Source organism: Brevibacillus sp. NSP2.1 (assembly GCF_000470975.2).
GTDB classification, from domain to species: domain Bacteria; phylum Bacillota; class Bacilli; order Brevibacillales; family Brevibacillaceae; genus Brevibacillus; species Brevibacillus agri.
This window is the reverse complement of sequence record NZ_CP048274.1, coordinates 2,204,576-2,223,176: the sequence shown is the minus strand read 5'-3', so window position 1 is coordinate 2,223,176 and position 18,601 is coordinate 2,204,576. Positions and strand designations below refer to the sequence as shown.

The window sequence follows — 18,601 nt, the reverse complement described above, 5'->3', positions numbered from 1 at the left end:
CGTTATGTTCATGGCCCACTAACGAAGCGGGGTGATCGTATGCAGCAAAAAACGAAGAACCGCCTTTCTGCTCTTTTCCAGCCGCAGAACAACAGCTTTGCGAAATCGGCGGGCACCGCTTCTCCCGAGCAGCACAAGCCGGGGGAGCTGGACAGCCAGGCCCGGCTCCTGCTGCTGGTGAACGGACTGTTCATCGCCGCAGGCTCGCTCTCCGGCACGTTCGTGAACGTCTATTTATGGAAGGTAAAAAGCCAGTTTGCCCCTATCGCCTGGTTCACATTTGCTACCCATCTGGCTGGCGCCCTGACCTTTTGGATCGCGGGCGCCTACGTCAAACGGTTCAACAAAATGAACATCTTGCGGGCAGGGATGGCAGGCTCGGCGCTTTTTTACATGCTCGTGCTGCTGGCAGGTCCTTTAGCCGTCTCGTACGCTGTCCCGCTCGGGCTGGTGCAAGGGATGGCGGTCGGCTTTTTTTGGCTTGCCTTCAATGTCGTCTACTTCGAGATTACCGGACCGGACAACCGCGACCGTTTCAACGGCTGGGCAGGCTTGCTCGCTTCTGTCGGCGGCATGCTTGCTCCGTGGCTGTCGGGCTGGCTCATTTCCCGGCTGCCTGGCAGCAGTGGCTACCGCCTGATCTTCGCCCTCTCGCTCGCTTTGTTTGTCGTCGGCGGCATCATCAGCTTTTTTCTGAAAAAGCGCCAATCGGAAGGGTTGTACGCCTGGGGCTTCTCCTTTCGCTGTCTGCGCGAACAGCCGGAGTGGCGCTGGGCTGCCGCCGCACTGGCCGCGCAAGGGATGCGCGAGGGCGTGTTCGGCTTCATCATCGGGCTGTTCGTGTACATTGCCACCAAAAGCGAGATGACGCTCGGCAACTTCTGGCTGATTACATCGGCGGTCGGGCTGTGCAGCTACTATGCTGCGGCCAAATGGTACGCTCCGCGCTACCGCAAATGGGGCATGCTCATCGGAGCGATCGTGATGTCCGGCATCTTGCTCCTATTTTTCTGGCAGGTGAGCTATGTGACGCTGCTCGCTTTCGGAATCGCCGTCTCGATCGCCTACCCGCTGTTTTCGATGCCGATGATCTCGACTGTCTTTGACTTGATCGGCACCAATGAACAAAGTGCGCGCAACCGGGTCGAATACGTCGTCCTGCGCGAGTTCGCGCTCGATGTCGGCAGGCTGCTGGGAATCTCGCTGTTTTTGTTGGTTACCTCGTTCAGCGTCTCTGCGCTCACGCTGAACTGGCTCGTATTCGCCATCGGCACAGGACCGCTGATCGCCTGGCTGTGCATGACCAGACTGTTTTCTGCGGCAAACGCAAAGCAGAGCCGCGCGTAGCCCCGGCTCCTGGCAAAAAGCACGGGGCTGTTGATTCGCAAAGTTTTTACTTAGCACGCTGACCAGCCATTGGTATAATGAACCAAAGGGCAGTCGATCTCCACGGTTATCGCCCGTGAGATCAACTGCCCTTTTTGGCGCGTACATAAATGGATGAAGGAGAGAAACCGTGAAAGTCAAACGCATTTTATTCATCCTCGCGTTTTTGCTCGGCCTCGGCTACTTCGGCCTGTTTGCCGAGCAGCAGGGCGTCCCGACCGACAGCGCTGCGACGCAGGCGGATGTCATTTTGCATTTTCCCCGCGAACGGTATCCCGAGACGGCGCAGCACATTCGCTCCGCCATCGAAAAAGGCCAGCCTGCCGTCTGTACCATCGACCGCAAAGCGGCGGACAAGCATCGCGAGGAATCGCTTTCCGGCATTCCGACGAAGCGCGGCTACGATCGGGACGAGTGGCCGATGGCGATGTGCAAGGAAGGCGGCAAGGGCGCCGATATCGCTTACGTCTCCCCTTCCGACAACCGCGGAGCAGGCTCGTGGATTGCCAACCAGCTTGAGGATTACCCGGACGGCACCCGCGTGCAGATTGTCATTGACGATCAGCCCGCGCATTAGAAAACGCGGCTGCGCCTCGCTTTTTGGCGCCCGAGAAAAACCCGCCTGGACGACGTGTGCCAGGCGGGTTTTGTCTTTTCCCGTTCAGGAAGAAATGCGCCAGCCGCTCGACTCCTGCTGCAGCCGCCACAACCTGGCATACAGACCTTGCCGCTCAACCAGCTCGTCGTGCGTCCCTGCTTCGACGACGCGGCCTTTGTCCAGCACGTAGATGTTGTCGGCGTGACGAATCGTTTTCAGCCGATGCGCAATCGCAATCACGGTTCGGCCCTCAATCAGCGTATCAATCGCTTTTTGAATCTGCGCTTCGTTTTCCGGATCGAGCGAGGCAGTCGCCTCATCCAGCAGGACGATTGGCGCATTTTTCAGAATCGCCCGCGCGATGGAAATTCGTTGCTTTTCCCCGCCGGACAGCGTGCTGCCGCCCTCGCCTACCATCGTCTCGTAGCCGTTCGGAAGCTGCACGATGAAGTCGTGGCAGCACGCTTGCCTGGCCGCCGCTTCGATCTCCTCCTGCGTCGCGTCCCTTTTTCCGAAGCGAATGTTGTTGGCAATCGTGTCCTGGAACAAATAGACGTCCTGAAACACCATGGATATGCGGGACAGGAGCGCCTCCGGGTCCATGCTCGCCAGCGGCTTTTGCCCCAGCAGCACCTGGCCCTCAGTCGGGTCGTAAAAGCGGGCGATCAGGCGCAGCACCGTGCTTTTTCCGCTGCCGGACGGCCCGACCAAAGCTGTAAACGAGCCGGTTGGCATGCGCATGCTGACGTTGTTCAGCGCCATGTTTTCGTTGTACCCGAACGAGACACGTTCGAGCGTCACGTCGTCTTCCTCCGGCGGCTGCAGCTCGCCTGGCATGATCGGCTCCCCCAGCAGTTGCACAATCCGCTCCCCGGCCTGCTCGTGGTAACGAAATTCGGCATAGTTGACAAGCGCGGTAGTCAACGGGTCGAAAATGCGCGTGCCGACCAGAAGGAATAGGACGAATGTAATCAGGTCGAGGCTGCCTCCCACCAGCAAGTACACTCCTGTCATGACCATGAGCGTGAGTCCGGCCCGGATGAAGGCGATAGCACAGAGCACAATCGGGCCGAGCAAGCCTTCGATGCGAATGCTTTGCCGCATGAACTCGCGAAACGACCGCTCCAGCCGCACGAAGCGCTCACCCGTCAAGTTGTACGCCTTGATGACGCGGATGCCGTTCAAATATTCCTGCAAGCGGTTGGCTGCGTCGATTTTGGCCCGCATATGCTGGGCGCCCAGCTTTCGCTGCAGCCCGGACGTCGCGAGCACGAGCAGGATCGCGACTGGAAAGGCAGCAAACAAGGCCAGCGCCATGCGCCAGTCGATAAAGGACAGCCCGGTAATGGCGATGACAGGCATGAGCAGCGCCCCGATCATTTGCGGCACGAGGTGGGAAATCCCGTGCTCGACCATCGTGAAATCGCCCATCATCATGTTCGCCAAATCGCCCGGGTCGCGTTTGTTCAAATAGCCGAGCGACAGCTTGCGCAAATGCTCGGCGAGCCTGGCCCGCCCTTCTGCCGCCACGCTGTAGGCACCGCGAAACTGCGTGCGGTAAGCGGGCATCTCCGCCGCAAACAAAAGCAATAGCGAGACGACGAGCCAAACGCATACCCACCATTGCCTCGTCGTGTCAAGCGGCGCGTCCGGATGGACAAACAGCTCGAAAACCAGGCGCGCCGCCTCGACCAGCAAGGCAAACGGCACAATGCTTGCGAGGTTGGCCAGCGTCGTATAGATAACCGGCTTTAGCAGCGCCCGCGGTTTACCGGCTGTAATATTGCTGAGCATGCTCATCGGTATCCACCCTCCCTCTCTGTTTCCCGATCTGCCAGTTCTGGGCATCTGTGTACGCCGCCCACATCCGCGCGTACAAGCCGTTTGCCTGAAGCAGCGCTTCGTGCCGTCCTTGCTCGACGACCTTGCCTTTTTGCATGACCAAAATCTGGTCGGCCTCGCGGATCGTCGACAGACGGTGCGCAATGACGATGACGGTTTTGCCTTTTACCAGCTCGGCCAGCGCCAACTGCATTTCGTACTCGTTTTCCGGGTCGGCAAAAGCGGTCGCTTCATCGAGCACGAGAATCGGAGCGTTTTTCAAAATCGCCCGGGCTACCGCCACGCGCTGCTCCTCTCCTCCCGACAAATAGACGCCGTCTTCCCCGATCAGCGTGTCGTAGCCTTGCGGGAGCTTTTGAATAAACGCGTGGCACTGCGCGGCCTTGGCTGCGGCATAGACCGCCTCGGGCGCCGCGTCCGGCATCCCGACCGCGATGTTGTTGTACACCGTGTCGTAAAACAAAAACGTCTCCTGGAACACAAACGCGACGGTATTCATCAAATCAGAGCTGGACATTTCCCGAATGTCTACGCCGCCGATGCGGATTGCCCCTTCCTGCACATCCCAAAAGCGCGGAATGAGGTTCGCCACCGTAGACTTGCCTGCCCCGGACGGACCGACGAGCGCCGTCACCTGCCCGTGGCGAGCGAGAAAGGACACGCGGGAAAGAGCTTCTTTGCCTGCCTCGCCCTCCGTGGAGTAAGCAAACGAGACGTCGTCAAACTGCACATCAAAATGCTCGGGCTGCCTGGAAGCAAGCGGCTCGGCGACAGGCGGCTCGGCGAAAATCCGATCCATCCGCTCCACCCCTTCGCCAATGTCGCGCAAAGTCGAGGTCAAAAACATGATCTTGAACATCGGCGCGGAAATGCCAGGCGCCATGACGAGGAAAAAGAGCAGGACAGACGCAAAAGCGACGTTTTGCGGGTCGCGGCTCAACAAAAACACGCCCACAGGCAAAATGAAGGCGGCGAACGAGCCCAAAATCACCTTGAACGTCAAATAGCCGTTTTGAAAATCGTTCGTATGCTTGACACAGTAGTCTCGATACGCAATCATGTCCGCGTAAAAACGCCGAAAAGAGTGAACGGTTTGCCCGAACACTTTAATCGCCGGCATGCCACGCACGTACTGGACGGCCGATCCGTTCATCCGCTCCAGCGAGTCGTAGTACTTCCTGACATTTTCTTTTGTTCTCGTACTGGCAAACGACAGGACCTGCACCAGCAGCGCGAGGACGATTGGCACTACGCAGGCGAGCGCCAGCCACACATTCAGGTACAACATGACGCCGATCATCACAACCGTCGTCACGATCACCTGCACCAGATCGGGCAATTGGTGCGCGACAAACGTCTCTACTTTTTCCACGTTTTGCTCCAGCGTCTTTTTCACGGCCCCCGTCGACGTTCCGTTCAGCCAGCCCAGCAGCAGTCGGCCAATATGCGAAGCCAGCTTGACGCGCAAGCCGTACAAAATGCGAAAAGCAGCGATATGCGAAACCATCCCGCCTGCGTACATCAGAATGAGACTGCCGACCAGTCCGGCCAGCGCGATCACTCCCCAGCGGACCATGTACGCCCCGTCGGCATTCGCCGGAGCCGAGGCATGGAGCAATAGCTCCTGCAAAATAAAATAGACGGATGCGTAAGGAATCAGCATGCAGATCGCGCTCAAGGACGACAAAATCCCCGAGACAACCAGCAGGCTGCGTTTTTCGTCTGCGATTTCCAACAGACGAAGCACTCCTTTTTTCTCGCTCATCCTACTCCACTCCTTTCCAGCGAAGTTATGCGGCCTGCTTTTTTGGCAAGCAAGCAGGCCTATGCAAACATTTTGAGAAACGAGATGTCCCCGAGCAAACCGGATGCGGCAAGCCCGACAACCAGCAGCCCGGACAACAGCCAGTGCAGCAGGATAAACTGCCAGTCTGCCCGGTGAAATTCACTTTTCTGCTTTTTGCCGCTGGTCGGCAAGCCCGACTTCGCGCAAGGCCCGCGTGATGCGCTGCTCCATCTCTGCCCGCTCCAGGCACAGGTTTTCCAGACCGAACGCCACCTCGTCCTCCACCGTAAACGCAACCAGTTGGGCTTCCGGGTCCTGAAACACCATCCCGACGTGCATCGCCAGCTCGCCTACTGTCGCCTCCCGCGTGTTTCGCCCGGCGACCCGGACCTCGCCGTCATAGCTGCCTTGGAGCGCGTGGGGAATCAAGCCGTTCAGCGCGAGAACCAGCGTGCTTTTGCCCGCGCCCGATGCTCCCATGACGAGCAGCAGCTCGCCTGTTTGCACGCGAAAAGTCACGTTGCGGATGACAAGCTGCTCCGCGTCGTCGTAGCCAAAGCAGACATTCCGCGCTTCCAGTACGCCACTTACCATCGGCTACCGTCCTGTCCGGTTCGCCAGGTTCACGCGATAGTCCGCGAGCAAGCCTGCCTGCAAAAGCGCGTGGCACAACGCCCGGGAGAGCCATGCCGCCAGTGCGCAGCTCGCTGCCGTCACGGCAAACAAGCCGAACTGCGCCCCTGCGGACAAATCGCGTAGCCTGTCAGCGGGTATTCACTCAAGACCGCGAGCGCGCCTGTTACGGCTGCGGCCGCCAGCATGAACCGCGCACTGTACGTCCGGTAGCGGGCGAACGCGTACGGCAGCTCGCAAAACAGCCCGTTGACCGCCTGCCCCACCAGCATCATCCAGCCGTACGATGTGAACGGGATCATCACCAGCCCCGCCACCGTTTCTGCCAGCAAGCCCGCTCCCGGTTTGCGAATCAGATAGAGAGCGATCAGGCCGGGCAGCATGTAAAAGCCGATCAGGATGCGGGAATAAATCGGGCCAAGCAGGGAAGTAGCCAGCATGTAAACGTAATTCACGCCAATGATGACGATGGCAAAGACGGCACTGAGCAGTCCTGCCATCAGCAGGTCCTTTCTCCTCCAATATCGCTGGACGCGTCCCGCCTTCTCCAAGCCTGTTTTCATTGGGTTCCCCTCTCTAGCGCTTGCTGCTTTCTGTTTTCCCTCTTCATCATAAGGGGAAGGCCCTGGCCTTTACCGCCATTTCACGGAGAGACGCTGCCCCTGGACGGAGAAATTGCCCATTTCTCACGGTCATGCGCTGACGGTGAGTTGCGCGCAACGCAAGCAGTCGGCCCTGTTTTTCGGGGCAAAACGCCGCGCCCCATTCACTAGAACACTGGGCTGCGAGCTTTTCGTCCCCAAATGGCAAAGGACACAAGTCTCGCTTTCTCCCTTTGTTCGCAGCCTCGCGATGTCGCCCTTATACTGCTCAGAATCTTCTCCCTTCTTGTCTGTACAAAAAAGACGCCCTGCAACATGCAACAGAGCGCCTTTCTCGCTGGTTTATCGTTTCTCGACCCGTTTGCCGTACAGCTCGGGTTGATGCCGTACGTTTTGCGAAAAATCGAGGCAAAATGGCTGAAATTGCTGTAGCCCACGAGCAACGCCGCCTCGCTGACGCTGATCCGCTCTCTTTCCAGGAGCAGCTTGGCCTTTTCCAGCCGACTCCGTAAACTGTGAAAATTCGGCTTGAATACGCATCTGTCCCATCCTCTTTTTAGTCCGGCATGTATGGTAAGCGAACAACCGTCGCTGGCTTGCACATTTTCTTCCATTATATTGATTTTGATTCTCATTATCAATGAAATTCGCTTCTTTGCCACTAATCGGCATGCACAAAAAAACCTTTGCCGCCCAGAAATTCACCGGGCAGAAAAGGTTTCGTCCGTTCGCTTTACAATTACGCAGTCGTTGTTTTTTCTTTTGGCTTGGTCACGATGTGGTGACCGAGCGGCAAACCGCGCTGTTCCAGCTCATCCGCTGTCACAATGTGGAGCGTTTCGCTCTTACAGGGCATGGGCATCAATCCGCCCAAAGGGCTCATTACCCGTCCGATCGTGTCCGTCTCGATAAGCACGTACAAGCCTTTTTCCTCCAACTGCTGAATAAAATCCCCCCAACGTTTGGAAGTAATTTGATCGGCATGCTTGGTGAACATGACACCCATTTCTTGTGCTAGCATGTAAAATCTCCTTTGTCCTATCCATCAGATATCTGCTTCAAAAAAGATATCCTAACAATACAGGGAAACAGTCCGTTCTGGCAAAAAGCGTTTCGGCCAAAAAAAGACGAAAAACGGTTGTTTTTGACCGCTTTTCGTTTCAGGAATCCCGCATCTTCTTCACACACACCGTTTCAGCGCGGCACGCTGTTTTTTGCGGCTTGCCTTTTTGCCAAGAGCCCTTTTTGCCAAGAGCCCTTTTTTGCTTCATTGATAGCTGATCGCCTGTTTGCCCAGCGCTGTCCAGCTCGATTCCAAAGCCTTGTGCGCGACCTTCTGCTGCTTTGCTCCCGTAAGCGGATCGTTGACGTACGCGTAAGTCTCGTCATAGCCCACCAGCAAGACAGCGTGCTCGTCAAAAGGAGCTACCACTTTTTTCCCGTCCTTGTACCAGCTCTCCCACTCGGTAGGCAGTTGAAAATCTCCGGTCGCCCAGATCACGACCGGACGCCCCGCTGCCACCTGGTCCAAAAGCGCCTGGTAGGATGCCCCGGTCAAATTGACCGTCCGCTCGCCCATGTAGCGGCGCAGCAGCTTTTCCAGCGGCTTGTTGTAAACGGCGAAGCCTTTGCGCACCCCTGTCATGTCGCCGACAAACCCGATGTTCGGATCTCCCCATTCCTTGATGTCCCCTTGTTCCTTCACCAACGGCTCAGGATCTTTGGGCACTTGCTCGGCCAGCACCCGTTTGTCGACGTTTTGTCCGGCATGCCTCAGCAGCATCGCCAGGCTCGTTACTTCACAGCCGTTGTGCAGCTCCGGCTTCTGGCTAATAATCGGGACATCCAGCATCATTTTGGCTGGTCGCGGTGCTTGCTGCGGCGACAGGTCGAACAGCTTCTCCTGCTGCACACGCGCGGGCGCGACAGGGTCACGTGCCGGGTCCGCCTGTTCCTGCGGAAGTGTGCAGCCCGCCAGCATGGCAAACGCGGCTGCCCATGTAATGTTCCTTGCCCAACTCAACGTTCACGCCACTCCTTTGTCTTTTACCCACAGGGTGGCCCGGCCAGACAGTCGCGCATGAATGGTTAGTTTTAGAAAGGCGCTGCCAGCTCCGCATGCAGCAAGCGGGCAAACGAAAGCCAGTGCATCTCGGAGCCGGCCCGCAGCTTCAATCGCCGCGCTGCCTGATCTATGTGCACGACCTGTGCCGACAAGCGGCGCGGCGCCTGCCCGTCATAGTACGTCAACGTCAAAACGCTCTTTGTCTGGAACGCCTGCCACACCAGCTCGCTTAGCGCTCCCAGTTGCTCCTGGTCCAGCTCGGGCGGCACGTAGCGGCGCTCCTCTTCCTTCATGCGCACGTACATTTCCCGATGCTCCGGCAACACAAACCGGCTCGAGACGAACAAATTTTCCTTTTTGGATACGCGTGTCTCTCTCATGCTCGCTTCTCTCCTTGGTGATGATCTCGTACCCATGCGCCGACAAGCTCCTGGCACTCGGCGCGCAACACCTCAATGATATAGCTCGCTTCCCGCAAGTACCCGCGCTGCCGGTAATGAACCACGTACGCATAATCCTCGCGGCGAGCGCTGACAATCGTGCATCCGAGTTGCCGCAAATGACGGCGCAATTGCTGATGCTTACGCTCTGCCCAGCGGGAGAGCTCCTGGAACACGTCCTGATAAGACAGCTTCAGCGGTACAACTCCCATCTGCCCCGCATCCGCCATCACCGCGTGAAACAGGATGCCAAACAAAATATATTGACGCACCAGCTCTTGCTCCCTCGCTTCTCCTGACGGCATCGGCTCTGTCACTTGTAATGCCCTCCGATCTTGCGGGCACGCTCCTTGGCCTGCCCCGCCTCCAAGGCTGAGGCCGCTCGCAAAATCGCATCCTGGCCAAAGCGCGCCCGAATGTCGTCCATCGCCTGGGCAAGCGAGCGGCGCTTGTGCGTGTCTGTAAACAAATTCAGTTGCACGATATTATCAGGCACGAGCTGCCCTAGCGTGACGCCAATGCTGCGCACAGGCCCCCCTGTCCAGTGCCGCTCAAACAGGCGACAAGCCGCTTCGTACAGCGCCATGGCGTCATTCGTCGCTTCCGCAAGCTTCATCTGGCGGCCAAAACCTTCGCCAGCCGCCAGATTCGCGCCGCGACAGCCGATGGAGAGCACCGAGCCCATCCGTTCTTTTTGCCGCGCCCGTCGGCACACTTCCTCGCACAATTCCAACAGCACGACCTTGATTTCTTTTGCCGTATGGTAATCGCGCGGCAACGTCATATGGTGGCCGATCCCTTTTTGTGTCCCGTATTCGTTCAACGAAACCGGCGAGTCGTCCAGGCCGTGCGCTGTGCGCCACAGCACCTCGCCATTCACGCCCCAGTGGCGGATGAGCACGGCGGGGCTGAGCGCAGCGAGCTGGCCGATCTGATAGACGCCCATCCGGTGAAAATGGCGCTTCATGCGCGAGCCTACCCCGAACAGTTTTTCGATGGGCAGCCGCCACAGCGTGTCGGCCAGCTCTGCCCGCTTGAGCCAAAATATCCCGCTTTCCTGCTTTTTGGCGAAGTTGTCACAGGCCATTTTCGCGAGGACCTTGTTCTCTCCAATTCCGACCCGGCAGTTGACTCCCGTCTCCAGCCAGACGCGCTGCCGAATCTGGGCAGCCAGCTCCAGCGGATCGCCAAACAAGTGGACGCTGCCTGTCACATCGAGAAACTGCTCGTCGACCGAGTACGGCTCCACCTGATCGGTAAACGACTGGAAGATGCGCGTGATCTGCATCGACACCTGAAGGTAGTGCTCCATGCGCGGGCGCACTACCACGAGCTGTCGACATTTTTGTTGCGCTTGCCACAGCGCTTCTGCCGTTATCACTCCGTATGATTTCGCAATCGGACACGCGGCCAGCACCACTCCACTGCGCCGCTGCGGATCGCCGGCGACCACGATCGGCTGATTGCGCAGCGCCGGATTCGCCGCTTTTTCAATGCTGGCATAAAAGCTTTGCATATCGATCAAAAAAACAATCCGTTTGCTCGCATTAGGCATCACCATCATCCCCTGAACAAGAACTTGTGTTCCTATATGAACTTTGTTCTTATTATAGCAAACGTATGTTCGTTTTTATACCTGTCCCTCCGAAAAAAACATGGTAATTATTTCTGCAAAGACAAGCACACGCTGGCAGGTGTTTGGCCGAGCGTGTGCGAATCCCATATGATATGTTATTTTTTGACAACCGGAATCCAGATTTCACTGCGAAACGTCGGCGATGTCGTGTCTTTGTCAGCATTCCACAGCATCTCCGGACCTTCGGCCAGCTCGTAGCCGGAAGACAAAAACCATTCGGAGTAGATGCGCCCCCAGACGTCCTGCAGCGTATCCGGAAAAGGCCCTACGGCTTCGAAGACGGCCCACGTAGAGGCCGGGACTTCCAGCTTCGCCAGGCTCTCCGGGCAGTCCAGCGTAGTCGCCACTCCGATGTAATGGTCCAGCTCGCCGTTGTCCAGGCGGCCGTCGGAAAAGTTCGTGGATGCGCTCAACATCCCGAGCGGCTCTACATTGGAAAGCGACTTGAGCAGGCGGATCTTCTCGGCGTCGAGTGACGCCCACATGGCGGCAATCTCGGGATTCACCCCGTTGTAGATCAGCGGAACCCTTTTCTTCAAGCCGACGATGCGAAATGCCTCTTTTTCTTCCATGCGGTAATTCATGGCACTGCCTCCTTTGATGGATAGATGAAAGGTCATTCGCGGATAGGCTTTCAAGGACTGCCCGCTGGCTCTCGCTTCGCTGGGCGTCACCCCGTGCATCTGGGCAAAGGCGCGAGCGAACGAGTCAGGCGAGTTGTACCCGTACTTGACGGCGATGTCGATCACCTTCAGCTTGCTGTCTTTCAGGTCGAAAGCCGCGAGTGTAATGCGCCTGCGCCGGATGTACTCCGAGAGCGGAATGCCCGCCAAGGACGAGAACATTCTTTTGAAGTGGTATTCCGAGCAGCACGCCACCCGGGCGACTTCCTTGAAGTCGATCTCGCCAGCGAGATGTTCCTCGATGTAGTCCAAAGCTTCATTCAGCTTTTGCAGCAAATCCATGAAAACGACCTCCCTCACCACCACAGAATAGCAGACGCCAAACGAAGCCATCCGACATTTCGTGCCCGATTATGCAGGCTCGCTTCGGCTGGCATTCCTAACAAGCATACCATACCGCACCGAAAGGGATTGTTGCCCATGACCGCTTCTCCCTTGCACGCCGAAATCGGAGGCATTTTCGTCGCTGTCCGCGACATCGACGCCGCTTATCGCTTCCTGGAGGAGCTTGGCGTGGAGCTGACCAGCCCCATCCAGCACGGGCACTGGTTCACCTTCAAAGATCCCGACGGAAATGCGTTGATGGCAGCCAAATGTTAGCAAAAAAGAAGAGGTGACCCGCATGACCGTCCGCCTGCGACTGACTGTACCGACAGACCTCCCGTTCGTCTGCGACGTGGAGCAAGCGCCAGAAAATGCCCCGTTCATCCTTCCGTGGCCGGAAGAGCGCCACCGCGAGGCTTTGGATGATCCCGACATCTTGCACATGATCGCCGAGAAAACAGAAACAGGCCACCCCGTCGGCTACGTCATCATCGCCGGGCTGGCCAGTCCGCACCATTCGATTGAGCTCTTGCGCATTACGATGGCAGTAAAAAGGCACGGCTACGGCCGTCGTGTCCTGCGCCAGATTAAAGAGTGGGCTTTTCGCGAACAAAAAGCCCATCGGCTGTGGCTGGACGTCAAGGAAACAAACGGCGTAGCCCGCGCGCTCTACCTGTCCGAAGGCTTCCGCGAAGAAGGAATCTTGCGCGACTGCCTGAAAACAGGGGACACTTACGAATCGCTGGTTGTTTTATCCATGCTGGCCGACGAGTACGAAGCCTAGCGTCAGGTCTGGCCAGCCGTCACAAGCTAGAAAGCCAACGTCCGATCCGTCATCACGTACATCCATTTGCCGTCCGCGCTCGCTCCCAGGAGGGAAAGCCCCGCAGGAAGGCCCGACACGAGCACAGACTGCTGCTTCGTATCGGCGTCAAACAAGTACAGCGACTGCTTCAAGTCGGTTTCCTGCGCGGCTTTTTCCCATTCGGTAAACAAATAGCGGTGCGTGCCAGGCAGCCACAGGCCCTGGCCGCGCATGTCCATCAACTGCACGTTGCCCTTGAACAGCCCTGCATTCCAGTACATTTGGTACTCCCCGTCTGTCGACTGGACATACCCGGACCAGAAATCAGCCGGAACCGGGGGATGCCAGTCGATGACCTTGCCGCTCTTCCAGTCGTAGCGCTGGCGAATCTCCACAAAGCCCGCTTCCTCGCTTCTCATGGCAAACGTGGCGTAGCGGCCGTCGTCATGGAAGGAGACAGGCAGCACTTCCCCGTTGAACTCGCTCGTCGGAATCCAGCCTTTGATCGCCCCAGCAATCCGCTTCTCTGTTCCTTTTCCCAAGTCGTACACGACCAGATCCAGGTCTTTTTTCTGGTCCGCTCGCCCCACCGCCATCAGCAACTGCTTCTGATCGTGGCTAAAGCTGGCTCCGTGCACATACCCTTGTACCTGGACACGGGTGACGCTGTCGCTGTTCGGAACGGTTGTTCCTTGCTCCGGCTGGGCGTAAAAGAACCCGCGCCGATCGGCAAAAAATACGCCCTCTCCGCGGTAGTTGTCTGTCAACTCGACCGGATACGGAGTCCGCTGCTTTGTTTTCGTATCGTAAATCGAGTAGAGCATCGGATAGCGGGCGTCGCACTCGCAATACTTCGTAAAGCGGCTCTGCAGCACGTACCGTTGCTCGCGGTCGAGCAGCTCCATATTGGTCATGACGGAAAAGTCAGTCAGCTTTTCGCGCACTTTGCCGTCTACGGAAACGCGCCAAATTTGCGCAGGCGGCAGCACGACGGCGTGAAAGGCGTTGGAATCGCCGACGACCGCGCCTTTTGCCGACTTGGCTCCGGCCGCGCTAAGCACGTATTCCGTCCAGTCCCGCTCCTTTGTCTCCTGTTCCGGAAGCGTCACCAGAACTTGCAGTTGGCGGTTGCTCGCCCAATGAAAAGCGAACGCTGGCTCGATGAAGCCGAGGCCCTCTCTCGCCGCTTCTTCCTTCGCATGCTTGCGAATCGCCGCCTCTACGCTTCCCCGGTCCATCTCCTCGCGGAAAAACAGCGTGTACGCTTGCGGAGCAGCGCCGACGACTGTACGCAGTGGCGACTGCAGGCGCGGCTCCTCGTTCAGTTGAATGACCACGTCTTCTTTCATGGCCGCATAGTCAAAAGGCCGCTCCGGCTGCTTCCAGTCACTCGCTGCCTTCGTCGACGCGCTCGCTGGTGCAATCTGACCGGACGCAGCGCGCACGGCCTGCCCTGCGCCTGTTTGTTTTTCTCCCGAAGCGGCTGCGGCGGTGCTGCAGCCTGACATGACAAGCAAAGAGAAGCCCAACGCGATGCTCATTCCTCGAAGATTTCGCAAAAACACAAAACTCGCCTCTCTCCCCAGTAATTTTTTCCATCCTCATAGAAGAAAGACGTTTTTCGCTGTCGTTTCGTCACGTTTTTTCGAGGGTCGTTTTGCACAAAAAAGCGAAAAGACCTCCTTCGCACACACAGGTGCGGCAAGAGGTCCCTCTCGATGCTGCCTTAATCGAACACGATGCCATCAAGTACGCCTTCGCGCTGCAAATAGTCGCGCAACCACTGGTACGCCGGGTCTCGCCAAAACGAGTCGTCGGCCACCAGCCGCGCCGTCTCCTGTCTGGCAACCTCCAGCGCCTTGTAGTCGGACAACAGGTCAGCGACTTTGAACTCGGGCAAGCCGCTCTGCTTCGTGCCGAAAAAGTCACCCGGTCCGCGCAATTCCAAATCGCGCTGCGACAGCTCGAAGCCGTCCGTCGTCTCGCACATGACGCGCATCCGCTCTTTGCCGATCTCGGACTTCGGATCGGCAATCAGGACGCAGTACGACTGCTCCGAGCCGCGCCCGACCCGCCCGCGCAACTGGTGCAACTGGGCAAGCCCGAACCGCTCCGCGTCGTAAATGACCATGTAGGTAGCGTTCGGCACGTTGACGCCGACCTCGACCACCGTCGTCGAGACGAGAACGGCGTGCTTCCCGGCGAGAAAAGCTTGCATCACCGCATCTTTTTCCTTCGCAGGCAGGCGGCCGTGCATGAGCCCGACGCCGAACTCCGGGAAGACGTGGGAAAGCTGCGCGTGAACATCAATCGCGTTTTGCACGTCGAGCTTTTCCGATTCTTCGATGAGCGGGCAAATGACATACGCCTGCCGCCCTTTGCGCAGCTCGTTGCGCATTTGCTCGAGGACAGCCGGGAACTGGTCGTGCTTTTTCCACGTCGTCTCAATCGGCTTGCGGCCTGCCGGCATCTGGTCGATCGTCGAGACGTCCATATCGCCAAACGCCGTAATCGCCAACGTGCGGGGAATCGGCGTGGCGGTCATGAACAGGACGTCGGGAGTGAGTCCCTTGTTGCGCAAAATGCGCCGCTGCTCGACGCCGAAGCGGTGCTGCTCATCTGTAATCACCAGTCCCAGCCGCGAAAAGAACACGTCCTCCTGAATGAGCGCGTGCGTCCCCACGACGACGTCGATCAGCCCCATTTGCAGCGAGCCGATGACCTCCCGTCTGCGCTTGGCCGTCAAGGAACCGGACAGCAAGGCGACCTCGATGCCGTAGTCCGCCAACAGCTTCGTCAGCGACTGCACATGCTGCTCGGCGAGAATCTCGGTCGGCACCATCAATGCTCCCTGATAGCCAGCCTTCACGGCAGCCAAAAGCGCAATCGCAGCCACCACGGTTTTCCCTGAGCCGACGTCTCCCTGCAACAGCCGATTCATCGCATGCGGGGCGCGCATGTCGTCCAGTATTTCCTTGACGACCCGCTTTTGCGCATCGGTCAGCGGAAACGGCAGCCCTTTGACAAACTGCCGCACCTCGTCCATCGGAATGGCGAGGGCCACGCCTTCCGACTGCTGCCGATTGATGCGGCGCAGCGTCTGGATTTTCAACTGAAATAAAAACAGTTCCTCGAACATGATCCGGCGCCGCGCCTGCCGCCCGTCCTCGGCGTTTTCCGGAAAGTGAATCGAATGAAACGCCGCCACGCGCGGCATCAGCCGGTAGCGTTCCACGATATCCGGCGGCAAAATTTCCGGAATGTCCTTGCCGTATTGCCGCAGCGCCTGCTGGATCGACTTGCGCAGCAGCGTGTGCGTCATATCGCCGCCAAGCGGATAGACCGGAGCCAGCTCGCCGCGTTTGGTCGCCCGCTCCGAATCGACCTCGGTCATCTCGCTGACCGTAATCTGGAGCTTGTGCTTGTCCCATTTTCCGGTCACGAGAATTTCCTTGCCGGGCGATAGCCTGCTTTTCACAAACGTCTGGTTGAACCAGACCGCCGTCACCACTACGCGATCCATGACCATTTTGACGGAGAGGCGCGATTTTCGTTTTCCATAAAAACGAACAGAGGGTTCGCCGTACACCGTGCCCGCCAGCGTGACCCTCTCTCCGTCTTTTACTTCTGTCAAATCGCGCACGCGGTAGTCTTCATAGCGGGAAGGAAAGTACTCCAGCAAGTCGCCGATGCTGTGAATTCCGAGTCCCGCAAATGCCTTCGCCCGTTCCTCCCCTACCCCGTGCAAAAGGGAGACAGGCGACTGATACACCCCGGCCATTTACTTCTCCAGCCGTACGCCGAATACTTTCGCTTCGATCATACGGCCCGTCTGGGTAGCCGCCAGTCCGCCCTGCGCCGTTTCCTTGAGCGCAGTCGGCATGGAGCAGCCAATCCGATACATCGCGTCAATCACTTCGTCTGTCGGGATCACGCTCTTGATGCCCGCCAGCGCCATGTCGGCTGCGACTGTCGCAATCGCGGCTCCCATCGCATTTCGTTTGACACACGGCACTTCCACCAGTCCGGCTACGGGGTCACAGACCAGACCGAGCATATTTTTCAGCGCAATCGCGACTGCCTGCGCCGATTCCTCCGGGGTACCCCCCGCCATCTCGACAATCGCGGCCGCCGCCATCGCTGTCGCCGAGCCGACCTCTGCCTGGCAGCCGCCCGCAGCGCCGGAGATGAACGCGTTATTGGCGATGCAATAGCCAATCGCGCCTGCGGTGAACAAGTAGTTGACCATCTGCTCGCGCGTCGGCTTCAGCTTGTCCGAGACAGCAAACAGCGTTCCCGGCACAATCCCACAGGCACCTGCTGTCGGCGTCGCCACGATCGTTCCCATCGCCGCGTTTACTTCGTTGACCGCAACCGACATCGAAACGGCGTTGAGCAGCGTCGGGCCGGACAGGAAAGGCTTGTTCTTCATATAGTCTTGCAGCTTTTTCGCATCGCCGCCCGTCAGTCCGCTATGGGAGCGAATGTCTTCGGTAAGCCCGCGATGCACGGCTTTTTCCATCACGTCAAGATTGGCGTACATGTCTTGCATAATCGCGTCTTTCGTCCGCTGGGACACTTCCATTTCCGCTTCAATCATCACCTGGGAGATTTTTTTGCCCTGGGATTCGGCCAATTCTACCAGTTCAGCTACGTTACGAAACATCTGGTTGATTCACTCCTCTGCTCCTGCTTTTTTCGCGCATCTGGCTGAAAGACAAGCTAGAACGAAAGCAGGGAAACATCAAAAATATGGGGGATCTGACGAATTTTCTCCAGCACTTCCGGGGATACCGTCGAGTCCGTCTCAATCGCCATCAAGGCCCGCGAGCCGCGCTCGTGCCTGGACACTTCCATGAACCCGACATTGATCCGATGCTCCGTCAGCACTTTGGCCACGGCAGCAATCATCCCGAAACGGTCTTCATGCAAAACGAGGAGCGTCGGCGTATCGAAGCCGAGCTGGAACGAAAATCCGTTTAACTCCAGCACCTCGATCTTTCCGCCGCCGATCGACACGCCGACCAGTTCCACCTGTTTTTGATCGTCGGACAGCCTGATCCGTGCCGTGTTCGGATGCTCGGTCAACACGTCCGATGTCGTCAGCACCACTTCGATTCCTGCTTGTTCCGCAAGCGAGAGCGAGTGCTTCAGGCGCAAATCGGACGTATCGAAGTCGAGAATCCCGGCCACCGTTGCCACGTCGGAGCCATGACCCTGATACGTTTTCGCAAATGAGCCGTAAAAAGTAATGTCTGCCCGCTTTGGCTGCCGCCCGAACAGCTTGCGAGCCACCCGGCCAATCCGGGCAGCGCCAGCCGTATGGGAGCTGGATGGTCCAACCATGATCGGGCCGATGATATCAAATACGCTTTTGTACTTCAACCGGTTCTCCTCCTGAATGACAAAGGGGTTCAACAAGATTCACTCTCATTGTATCCTACAGGCTGTCAAAGCGCCACATGGGAAAGTGTAGCGTATGTTTGGCCGCCTCTGTTGCGGTCGTCCCTCTTTTTGAAACCATTTCCTCCCCATACCATACCTATTCCTATAGGGGGAATTGGTGTGGCTGTGATCGAAATTCTTTTTTTATGTCCTGTTTCTATTGTTTGTCGGCTTTCTGGCCCTCTATCCGCGCGCGATCTGGGAGTATGTGAGCAAGCACGGCACCAGTCAGGACGAGCCGTCCGAATTTTACTTCGACATGCTGCGCATAGTGGCCGGGGCGCTTTTCGCCGTGCTGATTCTCGTCGGGTTTGTTTATTATGAATAAACAAGGCGCGGGCGCTTGCTCGTTTTGC

At 57.8% G+C, this 18,601-nt stretch carries 22 protein-coding genes; 5 read left to right on the top strand and 17 right to left on the bottom strand.

The genetic code is table 11. The features are described 5' to 3' along the window. The first annotated feature begins 39 nt into the window (after nucleotides 1-39). Nucleotides 40-1,347 carry an MFS transporter gene (locus tag M655_RS11180; protein WP_005831067.1) on the top strand — a complete coding sequence of 436 codons (1,308 nt, stop codon included), beginning with the start codon at nucleotides 40-42 and terminating at the stop codon, nucleotides 1,345-1,347. A 169-nt stretch (nucleotides 1,348-1,516) separates the two neighbouring features. Continuing rightward, nucleotides 1,517-1,963 carry a NucA/NucB deoxyribonuclease domain-containing protein gene (locus M655_RS11175; protein ID WP_007779117.1) on the top strand — a complete coding sequence of 149 codons (447 nt, stop codon included), beginning with the start codon at nucleotides 1,517-1,519 and terminating at the stop codon, nucleotides 1,961-1,963. Between the two features lie 84 nt (nucleotides 1,964-2,047). Here M655_RS11175 and M655_RS11170 read toward each other — a convergent pair whose 3' ends face one another. The 13 genes from M655_RS11170 to M655_RS11110 form a co-directional block, all read right to left on the bottom strand. Beyond that, nucleotides 2,048-3,784, bottom strand: a complete 1,737-nt coding sequence (locus M655_RS11170; protein ID WP_026557353.1) for an ABC transporter ATP-binding protein — start codon at nucleotides 3,782-3,784, stop codon at nucleotides 2,048-2,050. Further along, nucleotides 3,753-5,591 (bottom strand): ABC transporter ATP-binding protein, encoded by a 1,839-nt coding sequence (locus tag M655_RS11165; RefSeq protein WP_026557354.1) that lies wholly within the window; start codon nucleotides 5,589-5,591, stop codon nucleotides 3,753-3,755. Before M655_RS11165 ends, M655_RS11170 begins: the two co-directional genes overlap by 32 nt. 59 nt (nucleotides 5,592-5,650) lie before the next feature. After that, entirely contained in the window at nucleotides 5,651-5,803 is a 153-nt protein-coding gene (locus M655_RS11160; RefSeq protein WP_155808594.1) for a hypothetical protein, read from the bottom strand. Next, complete coding sequence (locus tag M655_RS11155) at nucleotides 5,772-6,206, bottom strand: energy-coupling factor ABC transporter ATP-binding protein (protein WP_025846246.1); 435 nt, start codon at nucleotides 6,204-6,206, stop codon at nucleotides 5,772-5,774. The genes M655_RS11160 and M655_RS11155 overlap by 32 nt, the downstream gene beginning before the upstream one ends. A 3-nt stretch (nucleotides 6,207-6,209) precedes the next feature. Next, entirely contained in the window at nucleotides 6,210-6,338 is a 129-nt protein-coding gene (locus M655_RS11150) for a hypothetical protein (RefSeq protein WP_275051279.1), read from the bottom strand. Further along, on the bottom strand, nucleotides 6,326-6,808 hold the full coding sequence (locus M655_RS11145; RefSeq protein WP_035422728.1) for an ECF transporter S component: 483 nt from the start codon (nucleotides 6,806-6,808) through the stop codon (nucleotides 6,326-6,328). The genes M655_RS11150 and M655_RS11145 overlap by 13 nt, the downstream gene beginning before the upstream one ends. A 206-nt stretch (nucleotides 6,809-7,014) precedes the next feature. Next, complete coding sequence (locus M655_RS28320) at nucleotides 7,015-7,461, bottom strand: helix-turn-helix domain-containing protein (protein ID WP_005835933.1); 447 nt, start codon at nucleotides 7,459-7,461, stop codon at nucleotides 7,015-7,017. A 125-nt stretch (nucleotides 7,462-7,586) separates the two neighbouring features. Continuing rightward, entirely contained in the window at nucleotides 7,587-7,868 is a 282-nt protein-coding gene (locus tag M655_RS11135; RefSeq protein WP_005835932.1) for a hypothetical protein, read from the bottom strand. 246 nt (nucleotides 7,869-8,114) lie between these two features. Further along, a complete protein-coding gene (locus M655_RS11130) occupies nucleotides 8,115-8,870 on the bottom strand; it encodes a C39 family peptidase (protein WP_007779137.1) in 756 nt (251 codons plus the stop codon). Nucleotides 8,871-8,941: 71 nt separating this feature from the next. After that, entirely contained in the window at nucleotides 8,942-9,292 is a 351-nt protein-coding gene (locus tag M655_RS11125) for a YolD-like family protein (protein WP_005835928.1), read from the bottom strand. Continuing rightward, nucleotides 9,289-9,669, bottom strand: coding sequence for a YhjD family protein (locus M655_RS11120; protein ID WP_005835926.1), 381 nt, complete (start codon nucleotides 9,667-9,669; stop codon nucleotides 9,289-9,291). Before M655_RS11120 ends, M655_RS11125 begins: the two co-directional genes overlap by 4 nt. Continuing rightward, nucleotides 9,666-10,907, bottom strand: coding sequence for a DNA polymerase IV (locus M655_RS11115; RefSeq protein WP_025846251.1), 1,242 nt, complete (start codon nucleotides 10,905-10,907; stop codon nucleotides 9,666-9,668). Before M655_RS11115 ends, M655_RS11120 begins: the two co-directional genes overlap by 4 nt. Nucleotides 10,908-11,083: 176 nt before the next feature. After that, complete coding sequence (locus M655_RS11110) at nucleotides 11,084-11,953, bottom strand: AraC family transcriptional regulator (protein ID WP_025846253.1); 870 nt, start codon at nucleotides 11,951-11,953, stop codon at nucleotides 11,084-11,086. A 138-nt stretch (nucleotides 11,954-12,091) separates the two neighbouring features. On the opposite strand from M655_RS11110, the gene M655_RS11105 reads away from it, so the two are divergent. Continuing rightward, nucleotides 12,092-12,271: a VOC family protein gene (locus M655_RS11105; RefSeq protein WP_005835920.1), complete on the top strand. Its 180-nt coding sequence runs from the start codon at nucleotides 12,092-12,094 to the stop codon at nucleotides 12,269-12,271. Between the two features lie 22 nt (nucleotides 12,272-12,293). Continuing rightward, entirely contained in the window at nucleotides 12,294-12,779 is a 486-nt protein-coding gene (locus tag M655_RS11100) for a GNAT family N-acetyltransferase (protein ID WP_007779148.1), read from the top strand. A 26-nt stretch (nucleotides 12,780-12,805) separates the two neighbouring features. Here the strand turns inward: M655_RS11100 and M655_RS11095 are convergent, their stop codons facing one another. From M655_RS11095 to sdaAB, 4 genes are all read right to left on the bottom strand, one after another. Then, a complete protein-coding gene (locus tag M655_RS11095; protein ID WP_035422830.1) occupies nucleotides 12,806-14,341 on the bottom strand; it encodes a hypothetical protein in 1,536 nt (511 codons plus the stop codon). A gap of 185 nt (nucleotides 14,342-14,526) precedes the next feature. After that, a complete protein-coding gene (recG, locus tag M655_RS11090; RefSeq protein WP_007779154.1) occupies nucleotides 14,527-16,581 on the bottom strand; it encodes an ATP-dependent DNA helicase RecG in 2,055 nt (684 codons plus the stop codon). Next, nucleotides 16,582-17,466: an L-serine ammonia-lyase, iron-sulfur-dependent, subunit alpha gene (gene sdaAA / locus M655_RS11085; protein WP_005835912.1), complete on the bottom strand. Its 885-nt coding sequence runs from the start codon at nucleotides 17,464-17,466 to the stop codon at nucleotides 16,582-16,584. Nucleotides 17,467-17,522: 56 nt separating this feature from the next. After that, on the bottom strand, nucleotides 17,523-18,185 hold the full coding sequence (gene sdaAB, locus M655_RS11080; protein ID WP_026557357.1) for an L-serine ammonia-lyase, iron-sulfur-dependent subunit beta: 663 nt from the start codon (nucleotides 18,183-18,185) through the stop codon (nucleotides 17,523-17,525). 220 nt (nucleotides 18,186-18,405) lie between these two features. Here sdaAB and M655_RS11075 point away from each other — a divergent pair, with 220 nt between their 5' ends. Then, nucleotides 18,406-18,573, top strand: coding sequence for a DUF6199 family natural product biosynthesis protein (locus tag M655_RS11075; protein ID WP_157797557.1), 168 nt, complete (start codon nucleotides 18,406-18,408; stop codon nucleotides 18,571-18,573). Nucleotides 18,574-18,601: the final 28 nt, after the last annotated feature.

What these genes read in the sequence shown, in the direction of transcription:
- M655_RS11180 (WP_005831067.1), top strand. Translation starts at nt 40, where the DNA reads ATGCAGCAAAAAACGAAGAACCGCCTTTCTGCTCTTTTCCAGCCGCAG.
- M655_RS11170 (WP_026557353.1), bottom strand. Translation starts at nt 3,784, where the DNA reads ATGAGCATGCTCAGCAATATTACAGCCGGTAAACCGCGGGCGCTGCTA.
- M655_RS11165 (WP_026557354.1), bottom strand. Translation starts at nt 5,591, where the DNA reads ATGAGCGAGAAAAAAGGAGTGCTTCGTCTGTTGGAAATCGCAGACGAA.
- M655_RS11155 (WP_025846246.1), bottom strand. Translation starts at nt 6,206, where the DNA reads ATGGTAAGTGGCGTACTGGAAGCGCGGAATGTCTGCTTTGGCTACGAC.
- M655_RS11145 (WP_035422728.1), bottom strand. Translation starts at nt 6,808, where the DNA reads ATGAAAACAGGCTTGGAGAAGGCGGGACGCGTCCAGCGATATTGGAGG.
- M655_RS28320 (WP_005835933.1), bottom strand. Translation starts at nt 7,461, where the DNA reads ATGGAAGAAAATGTGCAAGCCAGCGACGGTTGTTCGCTTACCATACAT.
- M655_RS11135 (WP_005835932.1), bottom strand. Translation starts at nt 7,868, where the DNA reads ATGCTAGCACAAGAAATGGGTGTCATGTTCACCAAGCATGCCGATCAA.
- M655_RS11125 (WP_005835928.1), bottom strand. Translation starts at nt 9,292, where the DNA reads ATGAGAGAGACACGCGTATCCAAAAAGGAAAATTTGTTCGTCTCGAGC.
- M655_RS11115 (WP_025846251.1), bottom strand. Translation starts at nt 10,907, where the DNA reads ATGCCTAATGCGAGCAAACGGATTGTTTTTTTGATCGATATGCAAAGC.
- M655_RS11110 (WP_025846253.1), bottom strand. Translation starts at nt 11,953, where the DNA reads ATGGATTTGCTGCAAAAGCTGAATGAAGCTTTGGACTACATCGAGGAA.
- M655_RS11105 (WP_005835920.1), top strand. Translation starts at nt 12,092, where the DNA reads ATGACCGCTTCTCCCTTGCACGCCGAAATCGGAGGCATTTTCGTCGCT.
- M655_RS11100 (WP_007779148.1), top strand. Translation starts at nt 12,294, where the DNA reads ATGACCGTCCGCCTGCGACTGACTGTACCGACAGACCTCCCGTTCGTC.
- M655_RS11095 (WP_035422830.1), bottom strand. Translation starts at nt 14,341, where the DNA reads ATGAGCATCGCGTTGGGCTTCTCTTTGCTTGTCATGTCAGGCTGCAGC.
- recG (WP_007779154.1), bottom strand. Translation starts at nt 16,581, where the DNA reads ATGGCCGGGGTGTATCAGTCGCCTGTCTCCCTTTTGCACGGGGTAGGG.
- sdaAA (WP_005835912.1), bottom strand. Translation starts at nt 17,466, where the DNA reads ATGTTTCGTAACGTAGCTGAACTGGTAGAATTGGCCGAATCCCAGGGC.